At 50.9% G+C, this 16,415-nt stretch carries 18 protein-coding genes, 2 tRNA genes and 2 other RNA genes; 14 read left to right on the top strand and 8 right to left on the bottom strand.

Annotated features, from left to right (window positions below):
* Window positions 1–145: 145 nt before the first annotated feature.
* The 4 genes from AYI87_RS19400 to dnaQ form a co-directional block, all read right to left on the bottom strand.
* Window positions 146–222 (bottom strand) — tRNA-Asp (locus AYI87_RS19400).
* 49 nt (window positions 223–271) lie between these two features.
* A tRNA-Asp gene (locus AYI87_RS19395) sits at window positions 272–348 on the bottom strand.
* A 117-nt stretch (window positions 349–465) separates the two neighbouring features.
* Window positions 466–1,788, bottom strand: a complete 1,323-nt coding sequence (locus AYI87_RS19390) for a TIGR03503 family protein (protein ID WP_144204277.1) — start codon at window positions 1,786–1,788, stop codon at window positions 466–468.
* A gap of 10 nt (window positions 1,789–1,798) precedes the next feature.
* Window positions 1,799–2,527: a DNA polymerase III subunit epsilon gene (gene dnaQ / locus AYI87_RS19385; protein ID WP_011865909.1), complete on the bottom strand. Its 729-nt coding sequence runs from the start codon at window positions 2,525–2,527 to the stop codon at window positions 1,799–1,801.
* A gap of 68 nt (window positions 2,528–2,595) precedes the next feature.
* Between dnaQ and rnhA the strand changes: the two genes are divergently transcribed.
* Window positions 2,596–3,072 carry a ribonuclease HI gene (gene rnhA / locus AYI87_RS19380; RefSeq protein WP_144204276.1) on the top strand — a complete coding sequence of 159 codons (477 nt, stop codon included), beginning with the start codon at window positions 2,596–2,598 and terminating at the stop codon, window positions 3,070–3,072.
* Here the strand turns inward: rnhA and AYI87_RS19375 are convergent.
* Window positions 3,069–3,824 carry a methyltransferase domain-containing protein gene (locus AYI87_RS19375; RefSeq protein WP_144204275.1) on the bottom strand — a complete coding sequence of 252 codons (756 nt, stop codon included), beginning with the start codon at window positions 3,822–3,824 and terminating at the stop codon, window positions 3,069–3,071. The genes rnhA and AYI87_RS19375 overlap by 4 nt on opposite strands.
* Window positions 3,825–3,961: 137 nt before the next feature.
* Between AYI87_RS19375 and gloB the strand changes: the two genes are divergently transcribed.
* On the top strand, window positions 3,962–4,741 hold the full coding sequence (gene gloB / locus AYI87_RS19370) for a hydroxyacylglutathione hydrolase (RefSeq protein ID WP_144204274.1): 780 nt from the start codon (window positions 3,962–3,964) through the stop codon (window positions 4,739–4,741).
* Window positions 4,742–4,839: 98 nt separating this feature from the next.
* Window positions 4,840–6,375 (top strand): LysM peptidoglycan-binding domain-containing protein, encoded by a 1,536-nt coding sequence (locus AYI87_RS19365; protein ID WP_144204273.1) that lies wholly within the window; start codon window positions 4,840–4,842, stop codon window positions 6,373–6,375.
* Between the two features lie 157 nt (window positions 6,376–6,532).
* Here AYI87_RS19365 and AYI87_RS19360 read toward each other — a convergent pair whose 3' ends face one another.
* The 3 genes from AYI87_RS19360 to AYI87_RS19350 form a co-directional block, all read right to left on the bottom strand.
* Window positions 6,533–8,377: an AsmA family protein gene (locus AYI87_RS19360; RefSeq protein WP_144204272.1), complete on the bottom strand. Its 1,845-nt coding sequence runs from the start codon at window positions 8,375–8,377 to the stop codon at window positions 6,533–6,535.
* 37 nt (window positions 8,378–8,414) lie between these two features.
* The gene (locus tag AYI87_RS19355) at window positions 8,415–8,909 is read right to left on the bottom strand and encodes a putative 4-hydroxy-4-methyl-2-oxoglutarate aldolase (protein WP_144204271.1); all 495 of its coding nucleotides are present in this window, start codon (window positions 8,907–8,909) and stop codon (window positions 8,415–8,417) included.
* A gap of 271 nt (window positions 8,910–9,180) precedes the next feature.
* Window positions 9,181–10,119 (bottom strand): S24 family peptidase, encoded by a 939-nt coding sequence (locus tag AYI87_RS19350; RefSeq protein ID WP_260865187.1) that lies wholly within the window; start codon window positions 10,117–10,119, stop codon window positions 9,181–9,183.
* Window positions 10,120–10,306: 187 nt separating this feature from the next.
* Here AYI87_RS19350 and AYI87_RS19345 point away from each other — a divergent pair, with 187 nt between their 5' ends.
* The 11 genes from AYI87_RS19345 (at window position 10,307) to AYI87_RS19295 (ending at window position 16,349) form a co-directional block, all read left to right on the top strand.
* Window positions 10,307–10,546, top strand: a complete 240-nt coding sequence (locus tag AYI87_RS19345) for a transcriptional regulator (protein WP_129978727.1) — start codon at window positions 10,307–10,309, stop codon at window positions 10,544–10,546.
* Window positions 10,546–12,552: a transposase domain-containing protein gene (locus AYI87_RS19340; protein ID WP_144204270.1), complete on the top strand. Its 2,007-nt coding sequence runs from the start codon at window positions 10,546–10,548 to the stop codon at window positions 12,550–12,552. Before AYI87_RS19345 ends, AYI87_RS19340 begins: the two co-directional genes overlap by 1 nt.
* Before the next feature lie 16 nt (window positions 12,553–12,568).
* The gene (locus AYI87_RS19335; RefSeq protein ID WP_144204269.1) at window positions 12,569–13,513 is read left to right on the top strand and encodes an AAA family ATPase; all 945 of its coding nucleotides are present in this window, start codon (window positions 12,569–12,571) and stop codon (window positions 13,511–13,513) included.
* The gene (locus AYI87_RS19330; RefSeq protein WP_144204268.1) at window positions 13,513–13,728 is read left to right on the top strand and encodes a hypothetical protein; all 216 of its coding nucleotides are present in this window, start codon (window positions 13,513–13,515) and stop codon (window positions 13,726–13,728) included. The genes AYI87_RS19335 and AYI87_RS19330 overlap by 1 nt, the downstream gene beginning before the upstream one ends.
* Window positions 13,729–13,731: 3 nt before the next feature.
* Window positions 13,732–14,352, top strand: a complete 621-nt coding sequence (locus AYI87_RS19325) for a DUF3164 family protein (RefSeq protein WP_144204267.1) — start codon at window positions 13,732–13,734, stop codon at window positions 14,350–14,352.
* 36 nt (window positions 14,353–14,388) lie between these two features.
* Entirely contained in the window at window positions 14,389–14,622 is a 234-nt protein-coding gene (locus AYI87_RS19320) for an ANR family transcriptional regulator (protein WP_186300570.1), read from the top strand.
* The gene (locus tag AYI87_RS19315; protein WP_144204266.1) at window positions 14,622–15,071 is read left to right on the top strand and encodes a hypothetical protein; all 450 of its coding nucleotides are present in this window, start codon (window positions 14,622–14,624) and stop codon (window positions 15,069–15,071) included. The genes AYI87_RS19320 and AYI87_RS19315 overlap by 1 nt, the downstream gene beginning before the upstream one ends.
* 2 nt (window positions 15,072–15,073) lie before the next feature.
* Window positions 15,074–15,145: hammerhead ribozyme type II (locus AYI87_RS19310), an RNA gene on the top strand.
* 7 nt (window positions 15,146–15,152) lie between these two features.
* The gene (locus AYI87_RS19305; protein WP_144204265.1) at window positions 15,153–15,830 is read left to right on the top strand and encodes a hypothetical protein; all 678 of its coding nucleotides are present in this window, start codon (window positions 15,153–15,155) and stop codon (window positions 15,828–15,830) included.
* A gap of 208 nt (window positions 15,831–16,038) precedes the next feature.
* Window positions 16,039–16,099: hammerhead ribozyme type II (locus AYI87_RS19300), an RNA gene on the top strand.
* Between the two features lie 7 nt (window positions 16,100–16,106).
* Window positions 16,107–16,349, top strand: a complete 243-nt coding sequence (locus AYI87_RS19295; protein ID WP_144204264.1) for a hypothetical protein — start codon at window positions 16,107–16,109, stop codon at window positions 16,347–16,349.
* Window positions 16,350–16,415: the final 66 nt, after the last annotated feature.

Genomic DNA, 16,415 nt, shown 5'->3' with positions numbered 1-16,415 from the left:
GATAACATTGTCAGCTCAAATGTATAGCTCGGTGTGGTTAACAACATGAGAGCAAGGGCAAGCAACATGGGATGGAGGGCAAGCAACAAAGTAAGCTAGTAGATACAAAAAAGCCCCGTCATTGCTGACGAGGCTTCAATGTTGTTGGCGGAGCGGACGGGACTCGAACCCGCGACCCCCGGCGTGACAGGCCGGTATTCTAACCAACTGAACTACCGCTCCTAAACTCGGATAAAACGCCTTGGCATCTCATCAAAATTAGGTACTTGACTGGCGGAGCGGACGGGACTCGAACCCGCGACCCCCGGCGTGACAGGCCGGTATTCTAACCAACTGAACTACCGCTCCACATCAAGTTGCGAAGGATAATACTTAGGCCACCTAGTCCCGTCAATAACTTTTTTCCTGAAACAAACTAATCAGTTAAAAATTCGCCAACCTAGCCTGATTAATCAATAAGAGCGGCTAGCTTTTATCCGGCTCGACGCCTTTTAGCTCACTCTCTTCCGGCATTGTCAGGTCGATCTCATCCAGGGTCGGTCCTATCTCCTTAGCCCGCTGCTCTTCGAGGCGCGCCGCGGTCACCGCCAGCGCTTGCTTAAGATTTTGTCGTTTACGCCACACCAGTAGCGCCAGCGTGCCCAAGACCAAGAGGCTAAGGTTTACGGTAACTATCCAGAACATGGCATCACCTTTCGCCTTGGCCTCAGCGATGGCCGCCTTCTTGGCTGCGATGGCCGCTAGCTCTTCAGCCGTTGGCGGTGGCTCGGGTGGTGGCACCAGATTAAAGAACTTCTCAGGCAGAGTGAGCAGCACCTCGCGCCCCGAGACAGAGGTGGCCGCGGCAATCCCCTTGATGCGATAACTGCCAAACTCAGAAACCTGAGGCAGGGTCAGCTGCATACGCTTGTCGGTAACACTTTGCACAGGGAGGGTCAGCTGCAGACCTGCGGGGCCGACTAATTCAAATTCGAAATGGGTGTTTGCCAGCTGCAACTGCTCATCATCGACAATCACCTCCACCTGCCAGCGGCCTTTAAGGTGATCCTCCGGGGCGATGACTGAGAGGGAAACCGGCATAGGCAACAAGACTATGTCGCCGCCAACCTCACGGCTAAAGGTGTTATTCTTGGCGCTGACCAGAAAACGATAGTGGCCCCAGGGCTGATTGAGGTTGATATCGGCGGTAAAGATGCCATCGTCGGGGGCGCCATCCAAACCTTCGCCGTTATCCTTATAGCTGCCGACGATTAGGGTACCGGCGGCAAAATTCTCGTCGCCGGGCCTGTGCTCGCTGATAAACTTGGCCGTCCAGTCCACCAAATAGTCCAGTCCTGGCATGCGCATGCGCTGCTCGTCGCCTAACAGCTTGGCGGTTATCTTGATTCGCTCGCCCTGATAGAGCGGCTGCGGCATAGGGTCGACCTCGATCCCCAGCTTGGAGACCTTATCGATTTTAGAGCCCTTGGCGACTTTACCCAGCAGCTGCCAAGGCCCAGGCATGGGAGATTTGATGGTGATGATGTCGCCGCTTAAGCCATCGACCCACTGCACCGACTCTGGATGGCGCGAGACATACCACTTGCTGCCGTCTGGCAGCACGATGATCACAGGCGCGCTGCCATAGTCGCGCTGCACAAACAGGGTCAGCTCATCGACCATATGATCGATCCTGAAACGGTTTTTAAGCTCACTCGCATGGGACGATGGCACGACCTGGGCCATGGCATTCAAAGTAAGCAGCAATAATCCTGAGGTGAAAATCGCGCGTAGCAGCCAATTTCTCATAGGATGACGTTTATCCTCGCCAAATACATTGTCCTGATTTTTCGACCAAATCTAATCTTTGCTCATGCATATTCAGTTCATCGGCCGAAGCGCCGATCACTTTAAGGCTTGGACGATTATTTGCGAGACGTATGATGCCACCGCTCTCCTGCCCCGGCTTCTCATTTGAGAGTTCAAACTTGGTCTGCCCACCTGTCATGATGAGATAAACATCGGCCAGGATCTCGGCATCCAACAATGCCCCGTGGAGTTCGCGGCGCGAGTTATCTATGCCGTAACGCTTACACAGGGCATCCAGGTTATTCTTCTGGCCTGGATGAAGAAACTTGGCGATCTCCAGCGAGTCCAGCACCTGGCAGATATCTGTGGTTTTGGGTCCCCTGGGGGTGAGCAGCGAAAACTCGTGATCCATGAAGCTCACGTCGAAGTTCGCGTTGTGTGCCACAATCTCGGCGCCATCGATAAACTCGAGGAAGGCTGGGGCTATCTGAGCAAACACAGGCTTATCGGCCACAAACTCGTTGGTGATACCGTGCACCGTGATCGCCTCTTCATCGATCGCCTGCATCGGATTGATATATTCGTGAAAATGGCGGCCAGTCAACTTACGGTTAATCACCTCGACACAGCCTATCTCGATAATACGATGGCCAAAATAGACGGCACCAGCCCCCTGGTTCATACCCGTGGTTTCGGTATCGAGAATCACTTGGCGCTTAGCATTGGAGATAATATTCATATAATTACACGCTTTTACAAAAAAATATTGGGTATACTGCAGTCCTATTTGGCTATGGTAGCAACTTGATGCACGGACTGAAACAACTCTTAATCTTTACCGATGGTTCTTGCCTGGGCAATCCTGGTCCCGGCGGCTATGGCGTGGTGATGAAATATAAGGCCCACGTGAAGGAACTCAGCGGCGGTTTTGCCTTGACCACCAACAACCGCATGGAACTCCTGGCCCCCATCATGGCGCTGGAGGCGCTCAAGGAACCCTGTCAGATCATTCTCACCAGCGACAGCCAATATATGCGCCAGGGGATCACCCAATGGATCCATGGCTGGAAGAAGCGCGGCTGGCTCACCGCCGCCAAGGAACCGGTTAAGAATGTCGACCTCTGGCAGCGCCTGGATGCCGCCACCAGTGAGCATAAGATAGACTGGCGCTGGGTAAAGGGCCATGCGGGTCATATCGAAAATGAGCGCTGCGATACCCTGGCGCGAGAAGCCGCCGAGGCTGGGCCTAGTGAGGTAGATACCGGCTATCAGGCAAAAGGCTAGCGCTTAACGCCTAATGACTTAACGCCGCATGACTTAAGCTTAAACTGCTTGACCCTGCCCGCGGTTGGCGCGGTAGACCATTTAGGCTGACGCACCTTCTGCCTGTCCAGGATTGGGGTCATGGGCGAATCTAACTTGCGAGCCACCAGAATATAGACGCTGCCACTGCCAGGCAGCCAGGCCTGCAGCGCATGCTGCCAGATGGAATCGCCGCGGATCTCACTGAGCAGATGATGGTAAACCAGACGCTCATCGCCCACCACCTGATAGCCCAGCAGGCCGAGCCAGTCCTTGACCCTGGCGGGGGTAAAGAAACGGCCGCTCCAGGGTAATTTTTCCTGACGACTGGGGAGCATCTTACCAAAAAAAGCCGGGCTCAGTGGGTTAAAACCTATGATAAACAGGTAGCCGCCGGAGATAAGTACCCGGTCGGTTTCGCGCAGCACGCTATAGGGATTGGCCTCGAAATCGAGCAACATGGAACAGACCACGGCATCGATCACCCCATTTTGAATCGGCAGTTGGGAATACTCTCCCTGTAGGCAGCACAGAGCGGACTCACACAGAGAAAACTCACGGCCGATTGGCAGGTTAGGCTTCTCAAGCGCATGACTGAGGGGCCCCATGCAGAGCATATGATAGCCAAACACCTTGGGCCACCAGGGCATCAACTTATCCTCGATGGCCTCTTGCAGCCACAAGCCGTTAGGCAACTCCTGCCACGCCTGGGGTTTTATCACATTAAAGGACACTGGCCACTCCGCGACTCACTTTTCCGGTTTCCCTAATGATTTGACTATTTTAGTATTAAATCCTTAAAGCGCTATACACGCAATAGCTTTGCTCAGTAAACTAAATCCGTGTCACCCAATCCCTGTGAGAGACGAGTATGCATACTGTTACCCCCATCCCCGCCTTCAACGACAACTATATCTGGCTCATTCATGCAAAAGACAGCGGCGGCCATTATGTGGTCGATCCCGGTGATGCCAGGGCGGTGCTGGACTATCTCGAGCAACATCAAATTGTGCTCGATGGCATCTTAATCACCCACCACCACAAGGATCACACTGGCGGCATCGAAGAGCTACAGGCAAGCCATGACCATAAACTCACTGTCTACGGTCCGGATAACGAAAACATTAAGGGGATCAATCATCCTATCTCGGGGCAAACTGAGTCCGTTAGGCCAGAAAAACTCGATAGTGACGCCCGAATTTTTCATCTTCCCGGCCACACACTTGGGCATATCACCTACTTGATTGACGATCATCTATTCTGCGGCGACACCCTGTTTAGCGCCGGCTGCGGCCGCCTGTTTGAGGGCACCCCAGCTCAGATGCACCATTCCCTGCAAACCTTGGCGCAACTCGATGACGATACCCTTGTCTACCCGGCCCACGAATACACCCAGGCAAATCTGGCGTTTGCCCTGACCGTCGAAGGTGACAATGAGACCCTCATCGCCCACGCCGGCAAGGTTAAACAGCTTCGTGACCAGAATCTTCCGAGTCTGCCCTCCAGCATAGGTTTAGAGAAGCAGATCAACCCCTTCCTGCGCCCTGAGCAGCCAAGCATAAGACAGAATCTGAGTCGCCATTTCGCCCAGGATGTGACAGATAACGACACCAGTTTCACGCTTCTACGTCAATGGAAGGACAATTTCTGATAATTCCTATACAATGGCGCGCTAATTAAGTCCCCACCGAGGTGGCCCTAGGGTTATCGCCTCGACCAGAGGGACCCAAAAGTAAGGAATTATTGTCGATGCGCTTACCCATTGTCCTGGTCGCAGGGGGACTCTCCCTGCTCGCAGGCTGTCAAACTTTTACCCAGCCGGAACCGGCTGCGCCGGCGATCACCGCTGCGCCCGTGGTCGTCGAGCCCCAAGTTACCGCTCCTGTCGAGCCTGAGCCAATTCAGATCACCGATGTGTGGCAACGTATCCGCCTAGGACTTAGCCTGCCGGTACCGGATCAGAAACTGGTCAATCAATACCGTAACTGGTATCTGAAACACCCTCAGCATCTGGCCAGGGTATCGGAGCGCGCCGAGCCCTTCATGTATCTGATCGTCGAAGAAATTGAGAAGCGCAACCTGCCCATAGAGTTGGCGCTGCTGCCGATCGTCGAGAGCGCCTTCGATCCCTTCGCCTACTCCCACGGCGCCGCCTCAGGCCTGTGGCAATTTACCGCCCCCATGGCCAAACACTTTGGCCTGGAGATGAACTGGTGGTACGACGGTCGCCGCGATGTGCCCGCCGCCACCGTTGCCGCGCTGGATATGATGGAGTACCTCTACCAGAAGACGCACAACAACTGGCTGTACGCCATCGCCGCCTATAACACGGGCGAAGGCCGGGTACTCAACGCGGTTAAGCGCAACGAGGCCAAGGGGCTGGCAACCGACTTCTGGGCGCTGGACTTGCCGCGGGAAACCGAGCGCTACGTGCCTCAGCTACTGGCACTGGCCGATGTGATCGCTAACGCCGATGATTATGGCATTTCCCTCTACCCCATTCCTAATGAGCCACAGCTCAAGGTAGTCGAGGTGGGCAGTCAGATCGATCTGGCACTGGCCGCCGACATGGCCGGCATGAAGCTCAATGAGCTGCATTCGCTCAACCCAGGCTTTAACCAGTGGGCGACGGCGCCAGAAGGACCACATCGTCTGGTGGTCCCGCTGGATCACGCCGAGCTGTTTGAGACCAAGTTGGCCGCCAGCGATCAAGACCAACGCCTCAAGTGGCAGCGCTATAAGATCAAGTCCGGCGATAGCCTGGGGTTGATCGCCAAGCGTTTTAACACTACGCCGTCGGCCCTTCGCGCGGTAAATGACATTAAGAACAACCGCATCATCGCAGGTAAGCATCTGTTGATCCCTGTCTCCTCAAAGGATCCGGCAAAATATCTGCTCTCGGCCGAGCAGCGCCTGCAAAAGCGTCAGTCCGGCGGCAGCGGTTACAAGCTGAGTTACAAGGTAAAATCTGGCGACTCACTCTGGCTGATCGCCAAGCAGCACAAAGTCAGCGTTGCCAAGCTTGCCAAGTGGAATGGTATGGCGCCAAAGGATCCCCTCTCTATCGGTCAGAAGCTGGTGATCTGGCAACAGGGCGACAGCAAGGCGGTGACCCGTACGGTGAATTACACGGTTCGCTCCGGCGACTCACTGGCTAAAATCGCCACTAAGTTTAATGTCAGCGTGAGCCAGTTGGTGAAGTGGAACAGCCTCTCGGTCAAGAAATATCTGCAGCCAGGCCAAAAGCTGACCCTGTATGTGGATGTGACTAAATCTCGAGTGTAAAGTCTCGGGTGTAATCTCGGGCACTTACAAGCATCACAGCTTTTATTTAAGCAGCGATTACCGCACACAGAAAAGCGATGCCTCGGCATCGCTTTTTTATTAGTGCTTATTTGTTAGTGCTCTTTGTTAGCGCTTGTTTATCGGTTATAAAGCTCGCTTACAGACCGCCTAACTTCTTAAACAGCTTGTCTTTTAGCTCGTCGGTCGCCTTCTCGGTTTCCTTTTTCAACTTGGACTCGAACAGGGCTGCGGTATCGAGGGAAAACTTAGGCTCGCTGATAGTGCCAGCTATGGCAAAGGGGATCTCGACACCATAGAGCACATCTTTCTCTGCACCGCCCTGACCCTCTAACGAGCCGACCACTGAAGTCTTCAGCGCATAGTCGATCGCCTCGGAGAGCAGATTCACATTGCCCTTACCCTGTAAACGGATAAGTGGTGATGCCATGTTGAGATCCGGGTTGTTCACTATCCCTTTGGCCATGGTAAAACTGCCGGTCAGGCTAGTGAAGTCGGTCTTCTTCTCACCGCTGGAGGCCGCATTCAGGTCACCACCGAGTTTTGCCTTGGCATCACGCAGCATCTGGGGAATGTTCACCCCATAAAGCGCACCGTCGGTGACCTCAAACTGTCCCTTGGCATCGAGGTTACGCTTGATGTTATCTGGGATCAGGCTGTAGCCACTGCCTGTCACCTCAAAATTAGTGGTACCGGCCAGCATGTCGACCTCGGCAGCATCGGTCAGCAAAGGACGCACCTTGATACCGGAGATCTTCTTGTTGAAGCGATAGCTGGCCACAGGTTTACGACCATCTAGCTGAGCACTGGCAAGTAGTTTACCCTGATAGAGATCGGCACTTAGCTGGCTGACATCCAGCACACCATTTTTCAGTGTCAGTTTCATCTGCCAGTTTTCTGTCTTGATCTTATCGGCAGTCACAGACTTGGCATCGAGATCCAGCTTAAGGTTGACCGCCTTCATGCCACTAAGGTCGGGCTCCTTGGCAGTTGCCGCGCCCTCGCCTCTAGCCGTCTTATCTTCACCCTTGGCACCATCATCTTTGGCCATAAAGGGCGTGACATCAATATCGCCAAAACTCATCGAGGCCACTACGTCCGGTACCTTGCCGCCGTAATTAACCGACAATTTACCCTGGGCCTTAATCTGCTCGATATTCAGACTTGAGAACACCAAGGCCATGGTCTTAGCGTTGTTGTCCAGCTCGAGTTGAGTGGTGAGATTGATGTTCATGCGCTTGTTGGGAATCGCATCCCCTTCCAGGCTGTTCTCAATCTCAAAATCCTTGATGGCAATTTTCGCAAGACTTGGGTCGACCTTGATCTGCCCCTTACCTTGGCTGCTGACCTTCATTTCAGGCTGGGTCATAGAGAACTTGTACCCCAGATCGGCAAACTTCCCCAGAGAGAACTCGCCTAAGGTTAACGACTCAAGTGTCAACGCCTGGATTTTACCCGTCGCCTCATCATAGAGATTCACCTGGGTGTTGGTGATAGCGATGCCACCGATATTCAGGCTGCTCAGCTGCACGCTGCCCTGAGCGGCACCATCACTACCGGCTTTGTCGCCAGCCTTATCGGCCGTCTCGCCAGCGGACGTCAAACCATCCATGCTGCTACGGCCATTCTTATAGCTGTCGAAGTTAAGGGTGAGGCCATCTAAATTCAGCTGGGCAATCTCTACCTCTTTACTCAGCAATGGCATCAGCGCCACCTCGGCTACAATGCCGTCGACCTTAAGCATAGTGTCATGTTTGAATCCCTTAGGATTCGACAGGCTGATGTCACCAAGGGCTATCCCTATGCTGGGGAAGAAGGTCCAGCTGAGATCTTGCTTAATGACCAAATCGCGCCCGGTTTGCTTTTTCACCGCCTCGACAATTTGCGGCTTAAAGTCATTGGGATCGAAGATAAGGGTGAGATAGGCAATCAATAATAGGAAAAGGGAGGCAAATACTATGAGTAGCCATTTTACAAATTTCATAACAGGTTCCGTCTGGTAAGGGTGAGCAATGGGCCCGTTAGGCCAATTGCGAGAGATCCAACTGCTCTGACGATACGGCAACGCCATTATCGTCGGCATAAAGCATCATACCTGGCTTAATTATAACGCGATCTATCTCAAGCGTAACGTTAACATCACCAAGATCCCGTTTATCTGTCTTGATGGGGTTAGCACCAAGTGCTTGAATACCAATGGGCATTTGCGCCAAGGCCCCGACATCACGCACATAGCCGTTGATCACTATACCGCTCCAACCATTGTCCACCGCACTCTGTGCAATCATATCGCCAAGCAGGGCGCGTCGGTTCGAACCGCCACCATCCACCACCAGGACTCTGCCTTCACCAGGCTGCGCCAGCAGTTGCTTGACCTTGGAGTTGTCTTCGAAACACTTTACCGTGACCACCTCTCCCCAGAAGATTCGCTTTTGGCCAAATTGTCGATAATGGGGCGCCAATAACGACAGTTGAGTCTCATACTGGTCAAAGAGATCGGGCAGTAGATCTTGCATTGCAGCCTCCCTTGTATAGGGTCTTGAGTATTGATAAATGAACATAAAAACCGAGAACAAACGAAATTAGCTAAAATTTGGCGAGTAATTTTTCAATGGAAAGCCCGTGTATCAAGGTTTATAGCCGATGATGACTCAGTGAGAAAATGGTCAGTCATCATCGGAAAACTGGGAAATCACGATTTGAGAAATAATTCTGAAAATCGGGATTTGCGCCTACCAAATTGAAAAAATGTGATTCGTTAAAATTGACGTTTAAATTGCCTTTAAATCAATTACCGATGTCTTTAGCTATATGAACAACTTGCCCAACAACATCAAACTGATGCTGATCATGTTTGACTATGTCCATAGGTGGATAAACAGGGTTGTTACTGATTAGCCGCCATGCACCTGGAACAGTTTGATAGCGCTTAACAAATAACTCATCACCATTACGAAAAACATAGATGTTGCCGTCCTGAGGTCGTGTTCTAGCAATGTTCACTACTAGGGTGTCGTTATTGTTAATCGTTGGTTCCATACTGTCCCCTTTTGCCCAGACGATCACTAAATCATTTTCATTAAAGCCGCGATATTTAAGCCATTTCTTTCTGAATGCTAAATGTCTGCAAGGACCTGATTGATCACCATTTAAGGAACCATTTCCAGCTGAAACCTGTACCCTGTACCCTGCAATCAATGCAAACTCATCACTGAATGGGCTATTTAACTCACTAATTAATTGGACTATTTCTTCATCGTCAAAAGGACCAACCTTTGAGCCAGACAAGGCTGTTGATACAATTTCTTTTGAGTAGTCAGGGAGTTGTATTTTGTCCTTTAGTTCCTTGTATAACTGCAATTTATGCCTAACTTTCTGATTGGCTAGTACATCTAGCTTTTCCTTCAACTCATCGTCATCAGTCATCATGGAAATTATTCGCTGGTTTTCCATTTCATTGACATCGCCAGGAATGATTTGTCCTTCTCCAGTTGCTAACCACTGAAGTGTCACCCCTTCAATGTTCGCAATTTGGTTCGCTATGTTTAAGTTTGGCACAGAACCATTGCGCAAATAAGCATTGAGAGTTGATGTGCCAATGCCCCAGTCAGCCGCAGCTTGCCTTACCGTTCGCCCCCGCATTAGGATGCTAAGTCTATATGCCAACGATCCTTTTCCTGTATCACGAATCGGATCATTAGCAGAATCTGGGTTTTTATCGCTCATTTTCCTTCCACCCTTTGGTGTGCCTGAGTTTATCCAAATTTAAATCACTAAAACGACATAAATAGAAAAAGATCTAAATTTGGTGTTTGACATTAACTGTTTTTGGATCAAAACTGGGTACATGAACTAAATGTAGTTAATTAGTTTATGTACTAATCGAAAGATAGTAGCAAATTAAGGACCGAAAATGGAAATACAAACAGATATGCCTAGAGCGCTTGTCGTTGCTCATCTCAAGATGAAGGGGTGGAGTGTTTCAAGGCTTTCAGAGCATCATGGCTATCATCGCGGCACCCTTAGCAATGTGTTTAACACTCACTGGCCGAAAGGTGAGCGTTTTATTGCTGATGCTCTAAATATGGATCCCTCAGATATCTGGCCAACTCGTTACCCCGATGAATCGAAAAAGTCTAAAGGGGTAGCCTGATGTATTTCACAGCTAAAGAGATTGCGGGCACTCCAGATATGCCCAAAAATGAGCGCAACTGCCTAACGAAACTCAATAATCTTTTTAACAATTCCGACATTAACCCTGAGTTAAAACGTAAGCGACTAGGAACAAAAGCTTTTGAATATCACTTTAGCCTTCTGCCCCCTGCCGCTCGTGCTGCGCTACTCAAGCGCCAAGGCAAGCTGGAGTTTGACGGTAAGCTGTTGAATCTGCCTAAACCAGCGCAGCCACGTTATGACCGTGATGCCTTATGGGCGCTGTGGGAACGTGCTGGCGCTAAAGCGCAAGAAACTGCCAAGCGTAAGGTGGAATACGTGCGTGCCTTTTATGCACTTGTCGCTACTGGGTGCGCCAAGATGGAAGCCTATGCGCACATTTGCCAAGAGTTCTCGGTAGCCAAAGCCACCCTCATTCGTGATGTGTTGAGTGTGAAGGGTTATGACGCTGCCGATTGGTTGCCGCAGCTGCTGACTAAATATCAAATTGGCGCGATGAACTCGGCTGAGAGCCGCCGTGCTGATATTGATGAACAGGCCTGGGCATGCTTTAAAGCTGACTACCTACGTCTCGAACAACCCTCATTCAAAGGTTGTTACTACCGTCTTAAAGATGCCGCCAAAGAAAAGGGGTGGGTGGTTCCGTCAGTGAAAAGCCTTGAGCGTCGCTTAAAGGCAGAAGTACCACACGAGCAACAGGTACTGCTGCGCCAAGGTGAACATGCCTTGATGCAGCTGTACCCTCCGCAGCATCGCAGTGTGGAAGACCTTGACGCTATGCAGTGGATCAACGGTGACGGCTATCAACACAACGTGTTTGTACGTTGGCACAACGGCGATATCGTGCGCCCTAAAACATGGTTTTGGCAGGATATTCGTACCCGCAAGATCTTGGGTTGGCGTACGGATATCAGTGAAAACACCACCACTATCCGCTTGAGTTTGATGGATGTGGTGCGTGAGTACGGCATTCCGCGTGAAATCACCATCGATAACACCCGCGCCGCTGCTAACAAATGGGTGACTGGCGGTGTTGGTAACCGTTACCGTTTTAAAGTGAAGAAAGATGACCCACTGGGTTTGATCCCGATGATGGGTATTAAGCTGCACTGGTCATCTGTTTACTTTGGCAAAGGCCATGGCCAAGCCAAACCAGTAGAACGTTCATTTGGTGTAGGTGGTTTAAACGAGTTTGTGGATAAGCATCCAGCACTCGCAGGTGCCTACACTGGCGAAAACACTAACGCCAAACCCGATAACTACGGCAGTAAAGCGATACCTGTTGAACAGTTTATGCAGGTATTGGCTGAGGGTATACGGCACTACAACCAGCGCGAGAAACGCCAAACCGAAGTGTGTCGTGGTGTCTTGAGCTTTGATGAAGCCTTTAACAATAGCTATGCCACCGCCGTCGTGCGCAAACCTAACATTGAGCAACTGCGCATGTTGATGTTAAGCGCAGAAGCTGTGCGTGTAGACCGGCATGCACAAGTCTCGCTCGATGCTGGCGGCAGTATCAAAGGCCGTAAAAACCGTTACCACTGTGACGCCTTATTCCAACACATCGGGAAAAAAGTGGTGGTGCGTTTTGACCCAGACAACTTGCACACCAGCGTGGTGTGCTACGAGTTGAACGGCTTACTGATTGGCGAAGCTGAGTGTATCGATAGCACCGCCTTTGGCGATGCAGAAGCCGCCCGCGAATTCAATCGCCATCGCAAAGGTAAAGTCAAAGCGGAAAAAATTGCCGCCAAGAAACAGTTGCAAATGGACGCCATTGAGGCCGCTGAATTGATGCGCCGAACGGAGCCTGATACTCCAACAACCCCTGCCCCCGCAGCCAGTGAGCTGGTTCACCTGCGCCAAGGTAACACTGTGCGCAAAGTGACCTTAGACACTGATACCGAAGAACAATTTGATAGTGAAACCGCATTTGCAGCCGGAGTTGCTCAACTCATGGCCGCCAAAAAAGCCCGTGAACTTTAAGGAAGGAAACCGCCCTATGAATAATGTCGTTGTAATTGAACAATCACTGAACCAACAACAGGTGATCGACCAACTCAAACCACTACTTGATGATGGCACCATTAATCAAACTCAACTAGCCAAAGAGATTGGCAAGTCTGGCTCTGTGGTTAGTCAGTACCTAAATGGCACTTATACCGGTCGTGTCGCAGAGGTTACAGAACAGCTAAATAAATGGTTGCAGCTGCGCAATGCCCGTAAAAGCCAGATTGTAGCCCCTGGGTTTGTGGAAACTCAAACCGCTAAGCAAATCTTAAATGCGCTGAACTACGCCCATGCTGCAGAGCTTATCAGTGTGGTGTTTGGTGCCAGCGGTGTGGGTAAGTCCACCACCTGTCGCCAATACATTAGCAGCAATAACAACTGCTGGATGATCACCGCATCACCCGCCGTCAGTGGTATTGGTGAATGCTTGTATGAAATCGCCTTGGAACTCGGCATGGACGATGCGCCGAAGCGCAAAGGTTCTCTGTCTCGTGCGATTAAGCGCCGTCTTAGTGGTACTGGTGGCTTGCTGGTTGTCGATGAAGCAGACCATCTTGATTATCCATCGCTTGAAGCCTTACGCATTTTACAGGAGCAAACGGGCATAGGTTTGGTCTTGGTCGGTAACAACCGTGTATACAGCCAACTGACAGGGGGACGTCGTAATGAAGACTTTGCTCGCCTGTTTAGCCGCGTAAGTAAAAAAGTTGGCATTCATAAGGCCAAGCAAAATGACGTCAATGCCATTGCCAATGCGTGGCAGATCAATAACCAACCCGCCCGTAACTTACTGCAAAAAATTGCAGAGCGCCCAGGAGCGCTGCGTAACCTCAACCAAGTGCTTCGCCTGGCTGCAACCATGGCCAACGGCGTAGGTAAAGCGATTGATGAGGCGCTGATTAAACAAGCGTTTCGTGAATTGGAAGGAGATGCCTAATGAGACATCAGCAAGCTGCTTTTAACGTGGTAACAGCCCTGCGCCTGCGCGGTATGAAGGTGCTGAGTCGTAAAAACAAGGTGATCCACATTGACCGTCCAACCAAAGAGCTTAAGGCCATGGCGGTAGACATCATCGAGAACATTAAAGGTATTCGCCGTCGCAGTGGCGCGGTGCAATTTCATGGCGTCACTGTGCGCTGGAACGAGGAGTAATCAATGAACAACCAAATCAATACTATCCCTGCTGGTTATCGCCGTAACGCCATCGGTGACCTGGTGGCAGAAGAACGCATTAAGCCGGTAGACAAGTTGCGCGACGAAGTGGTGGGTAATGTCGTCACTAAGGCTAAAGCGCTTCGTCAGGCCATGCTGGATTTTAAGTTGGCCACCATGGGCGAGATCTCGGACTTCGTCGAGTTGTCAGCCAGTGAGTATGGGGCCAAGTATGGCGGTAAAAAAGGCAATGTAGCCCTGACCAGTTTCGACGGTCAGTATCAGGTGCGCCGGGCAGTGGGCGAGCATCGCGTTTTTGATGAGCGCATCCAAACCGCTAAGACCCTAATCGACGAGTGCATCCATTCCTGGTCGGGTGGGGCTGATACTCGCTTGATGGCCATGGTCGAGCATGCATTTCGCGTCGACCAGCAGGGTCGCATCAATGTGAACCAGGTGCTCAGTTTGCGACAGCTCGACATCGATGATGACAACTGGAAGCAAGCCATGGACGCCATTGCTGATGCAATCCAAATCACCGGCACCAGTGAATACCTGCGCCTGTATGAGCGTCAGCCTAATGGCAAGTACGTCCAAATCTCAATGGATATCAGCAGCCTTTAATCGCAAGTTCAACATAGTTTTAAGGGGAATTAAATCGTGTTTAAGACCAATGCTTTTAAAGAGAATCATCGCTACCAGGAACCGGCTGCAAAAGCGGCAGAGCTGGAACGTGAGGGGAGCTACACACAAGCGGCTGAGTTTTGGAATGTGGCGCGTCAGAACGCCAATACATTTGAAAATCAAGCCTGGGCCAGACTCAGGGAGGATTTTTGCCGCAACTTTGGACGGCGCATTGAACTGGCTGGCAAACAAGCAATGAGGGCCGCGTAATGGCGATTAGCAAAGCACAATGGCAGCAGGTAGAGGATGAACTTGCAGGTAGCTGGGTTAATGTCGCCTTTAGCTACCAAGGGGTTGAATTATTAATACGCCGTGAGCGAAGGAATGAGTCGACAACTGTGCTGGCGGTGTATCTCGATGGGGTGATTAAAGGTGCTTGGATGTGTCAGGTCAAAGACCTACCAGCCGATGCACCGTCTATTTTGCCCAAGGTCTGGGTTATTAAATCAATGGCGCGTTACAAGCGTAAGTCCATTGTAGATATTGAGAAAATTTGGGGTAAGCGCCGTGCCAAAAAAGAGTATCCAGATCTGCATAGCAGGATTGAATACTTAGTGCCCTATTTTTCTAAAGCCTCAGTACTCTGTCGCCAGTTTAAAAAATTAGAGGGACTGGAGCTGACTAAGGCGCAATGTCTTAGCGAACCCGTGGTGAGTTGATTAAGCGAAACCACCGGCATTCGTGCCGGTTGGTCTGCCTGGTGTAGTGGCCGGGCACTGATGAGCAGCTAAGGAATTGAAATGAAATTAACTGATGAAGGAGTGCAGCGCGACTCCACAAATAGCGTAAAAAGCAGCGTCGAAAAAAAGGGATGGCCACTCAGTAAACATCCCCTTGCAGGCAAGACGGTGTATGACCCAACTAATAAATGCGATCGATATTATCCTCGTTATGTAAGGCCTGCCATTGACGGCGAAGCACCTTTAAATGATGAGCAGCCAAGGATAACGGAGGTGACGATGAAACTTTCAGAGGAAGCAAAGGCACGCTATGAGCAAAAAATGATTGAGCTGGCAAGCCGTGCAAGGCCTGTTGAGGAAATACCATTTTCAGGCAAAACGGTCTACGACAGCGTCACTAAATCATACTTATGCGTTCCGCAGGATGATGAACATACCAATGACCATGCCGCCTTGGGTGAGATCCCTGGTTGGGTACTCAAAGAAGATGGTCAGTGGCAGTTCATTCCTTATCCCAATGAGAACCTGGCCCAAGGGCTGTTTCGTTGTATCCAGGCCGTGTCTGAGAAGATGGAATCAATCGATTTTCTTTATCTGCTGATTATGGCGACAGATTACATCAGTCAGGATGTTCTGAAGTCAGCAGGTCGAGTGCAGATTGGAACATCGGTAGTAATGGAGAGTTCTGGCTTGCCTCAATCTTCAACTCAATATAGGCAGCCAGAGACTGATGATTAATTGCTTGACCACTTTGTAATAGGTCAACGCAGGCCATGCCGAACACCGTGTTAACAAACTTATCAGGAGATTCCTTAATGTGTTGTGCAGGTCTGTTAAGGATATTGGCGACTTTGTCTTTGATAGATTGACTCATTTTTTTGCTCTCTGTTGTGTGTGGAAGCTTAACAGTGCAGCAGAAAACAGGCGGGGGCAACCCCGCCACCTTTTGCGAAACGCCGTGAGGCGTCTGCCGAGTGTTGTGGCTCGGCACTGATGAGCAGCTAAGGAGCGGTTATGGAATTTAGTGATAGTGAGTACGACAACGAACTGCTGGTACAAATCGCCAAAGAATCGCCCACGTTCGCGGCATTGGTTGATGGCGGCCTAGAACAGTTTCGTGAGGATTTTAAGAAAAGAATCTATTTGGTGGATCACGAGGCGATTTGGCTTGGTTCGTTCACAGGTGGTGTTTTCGATCATACCCAGGTGCAGTTGGTGATCACCCAAAACAAGGATCTGTTGGTCGATGAAAACTAGAGCTCGCCAGACTAAGCGCCAAAGGGAATTGCTGCAGTACGTGATGGACTGGATAGCGCCGCCGCG

The organism is Shewanella sp. KCT (assembly GCF_007636505.1).
Taxonomy (GTDB): Bacteria; Pseudomonadota; Gammaproteobacteria; order Enterobacterales; family Shewanellaceae; genus Shewanella; species Shewanella halotolerans.
This window is presented reverse-complemented; position numbering and strand designations above follow the sequence as displayed.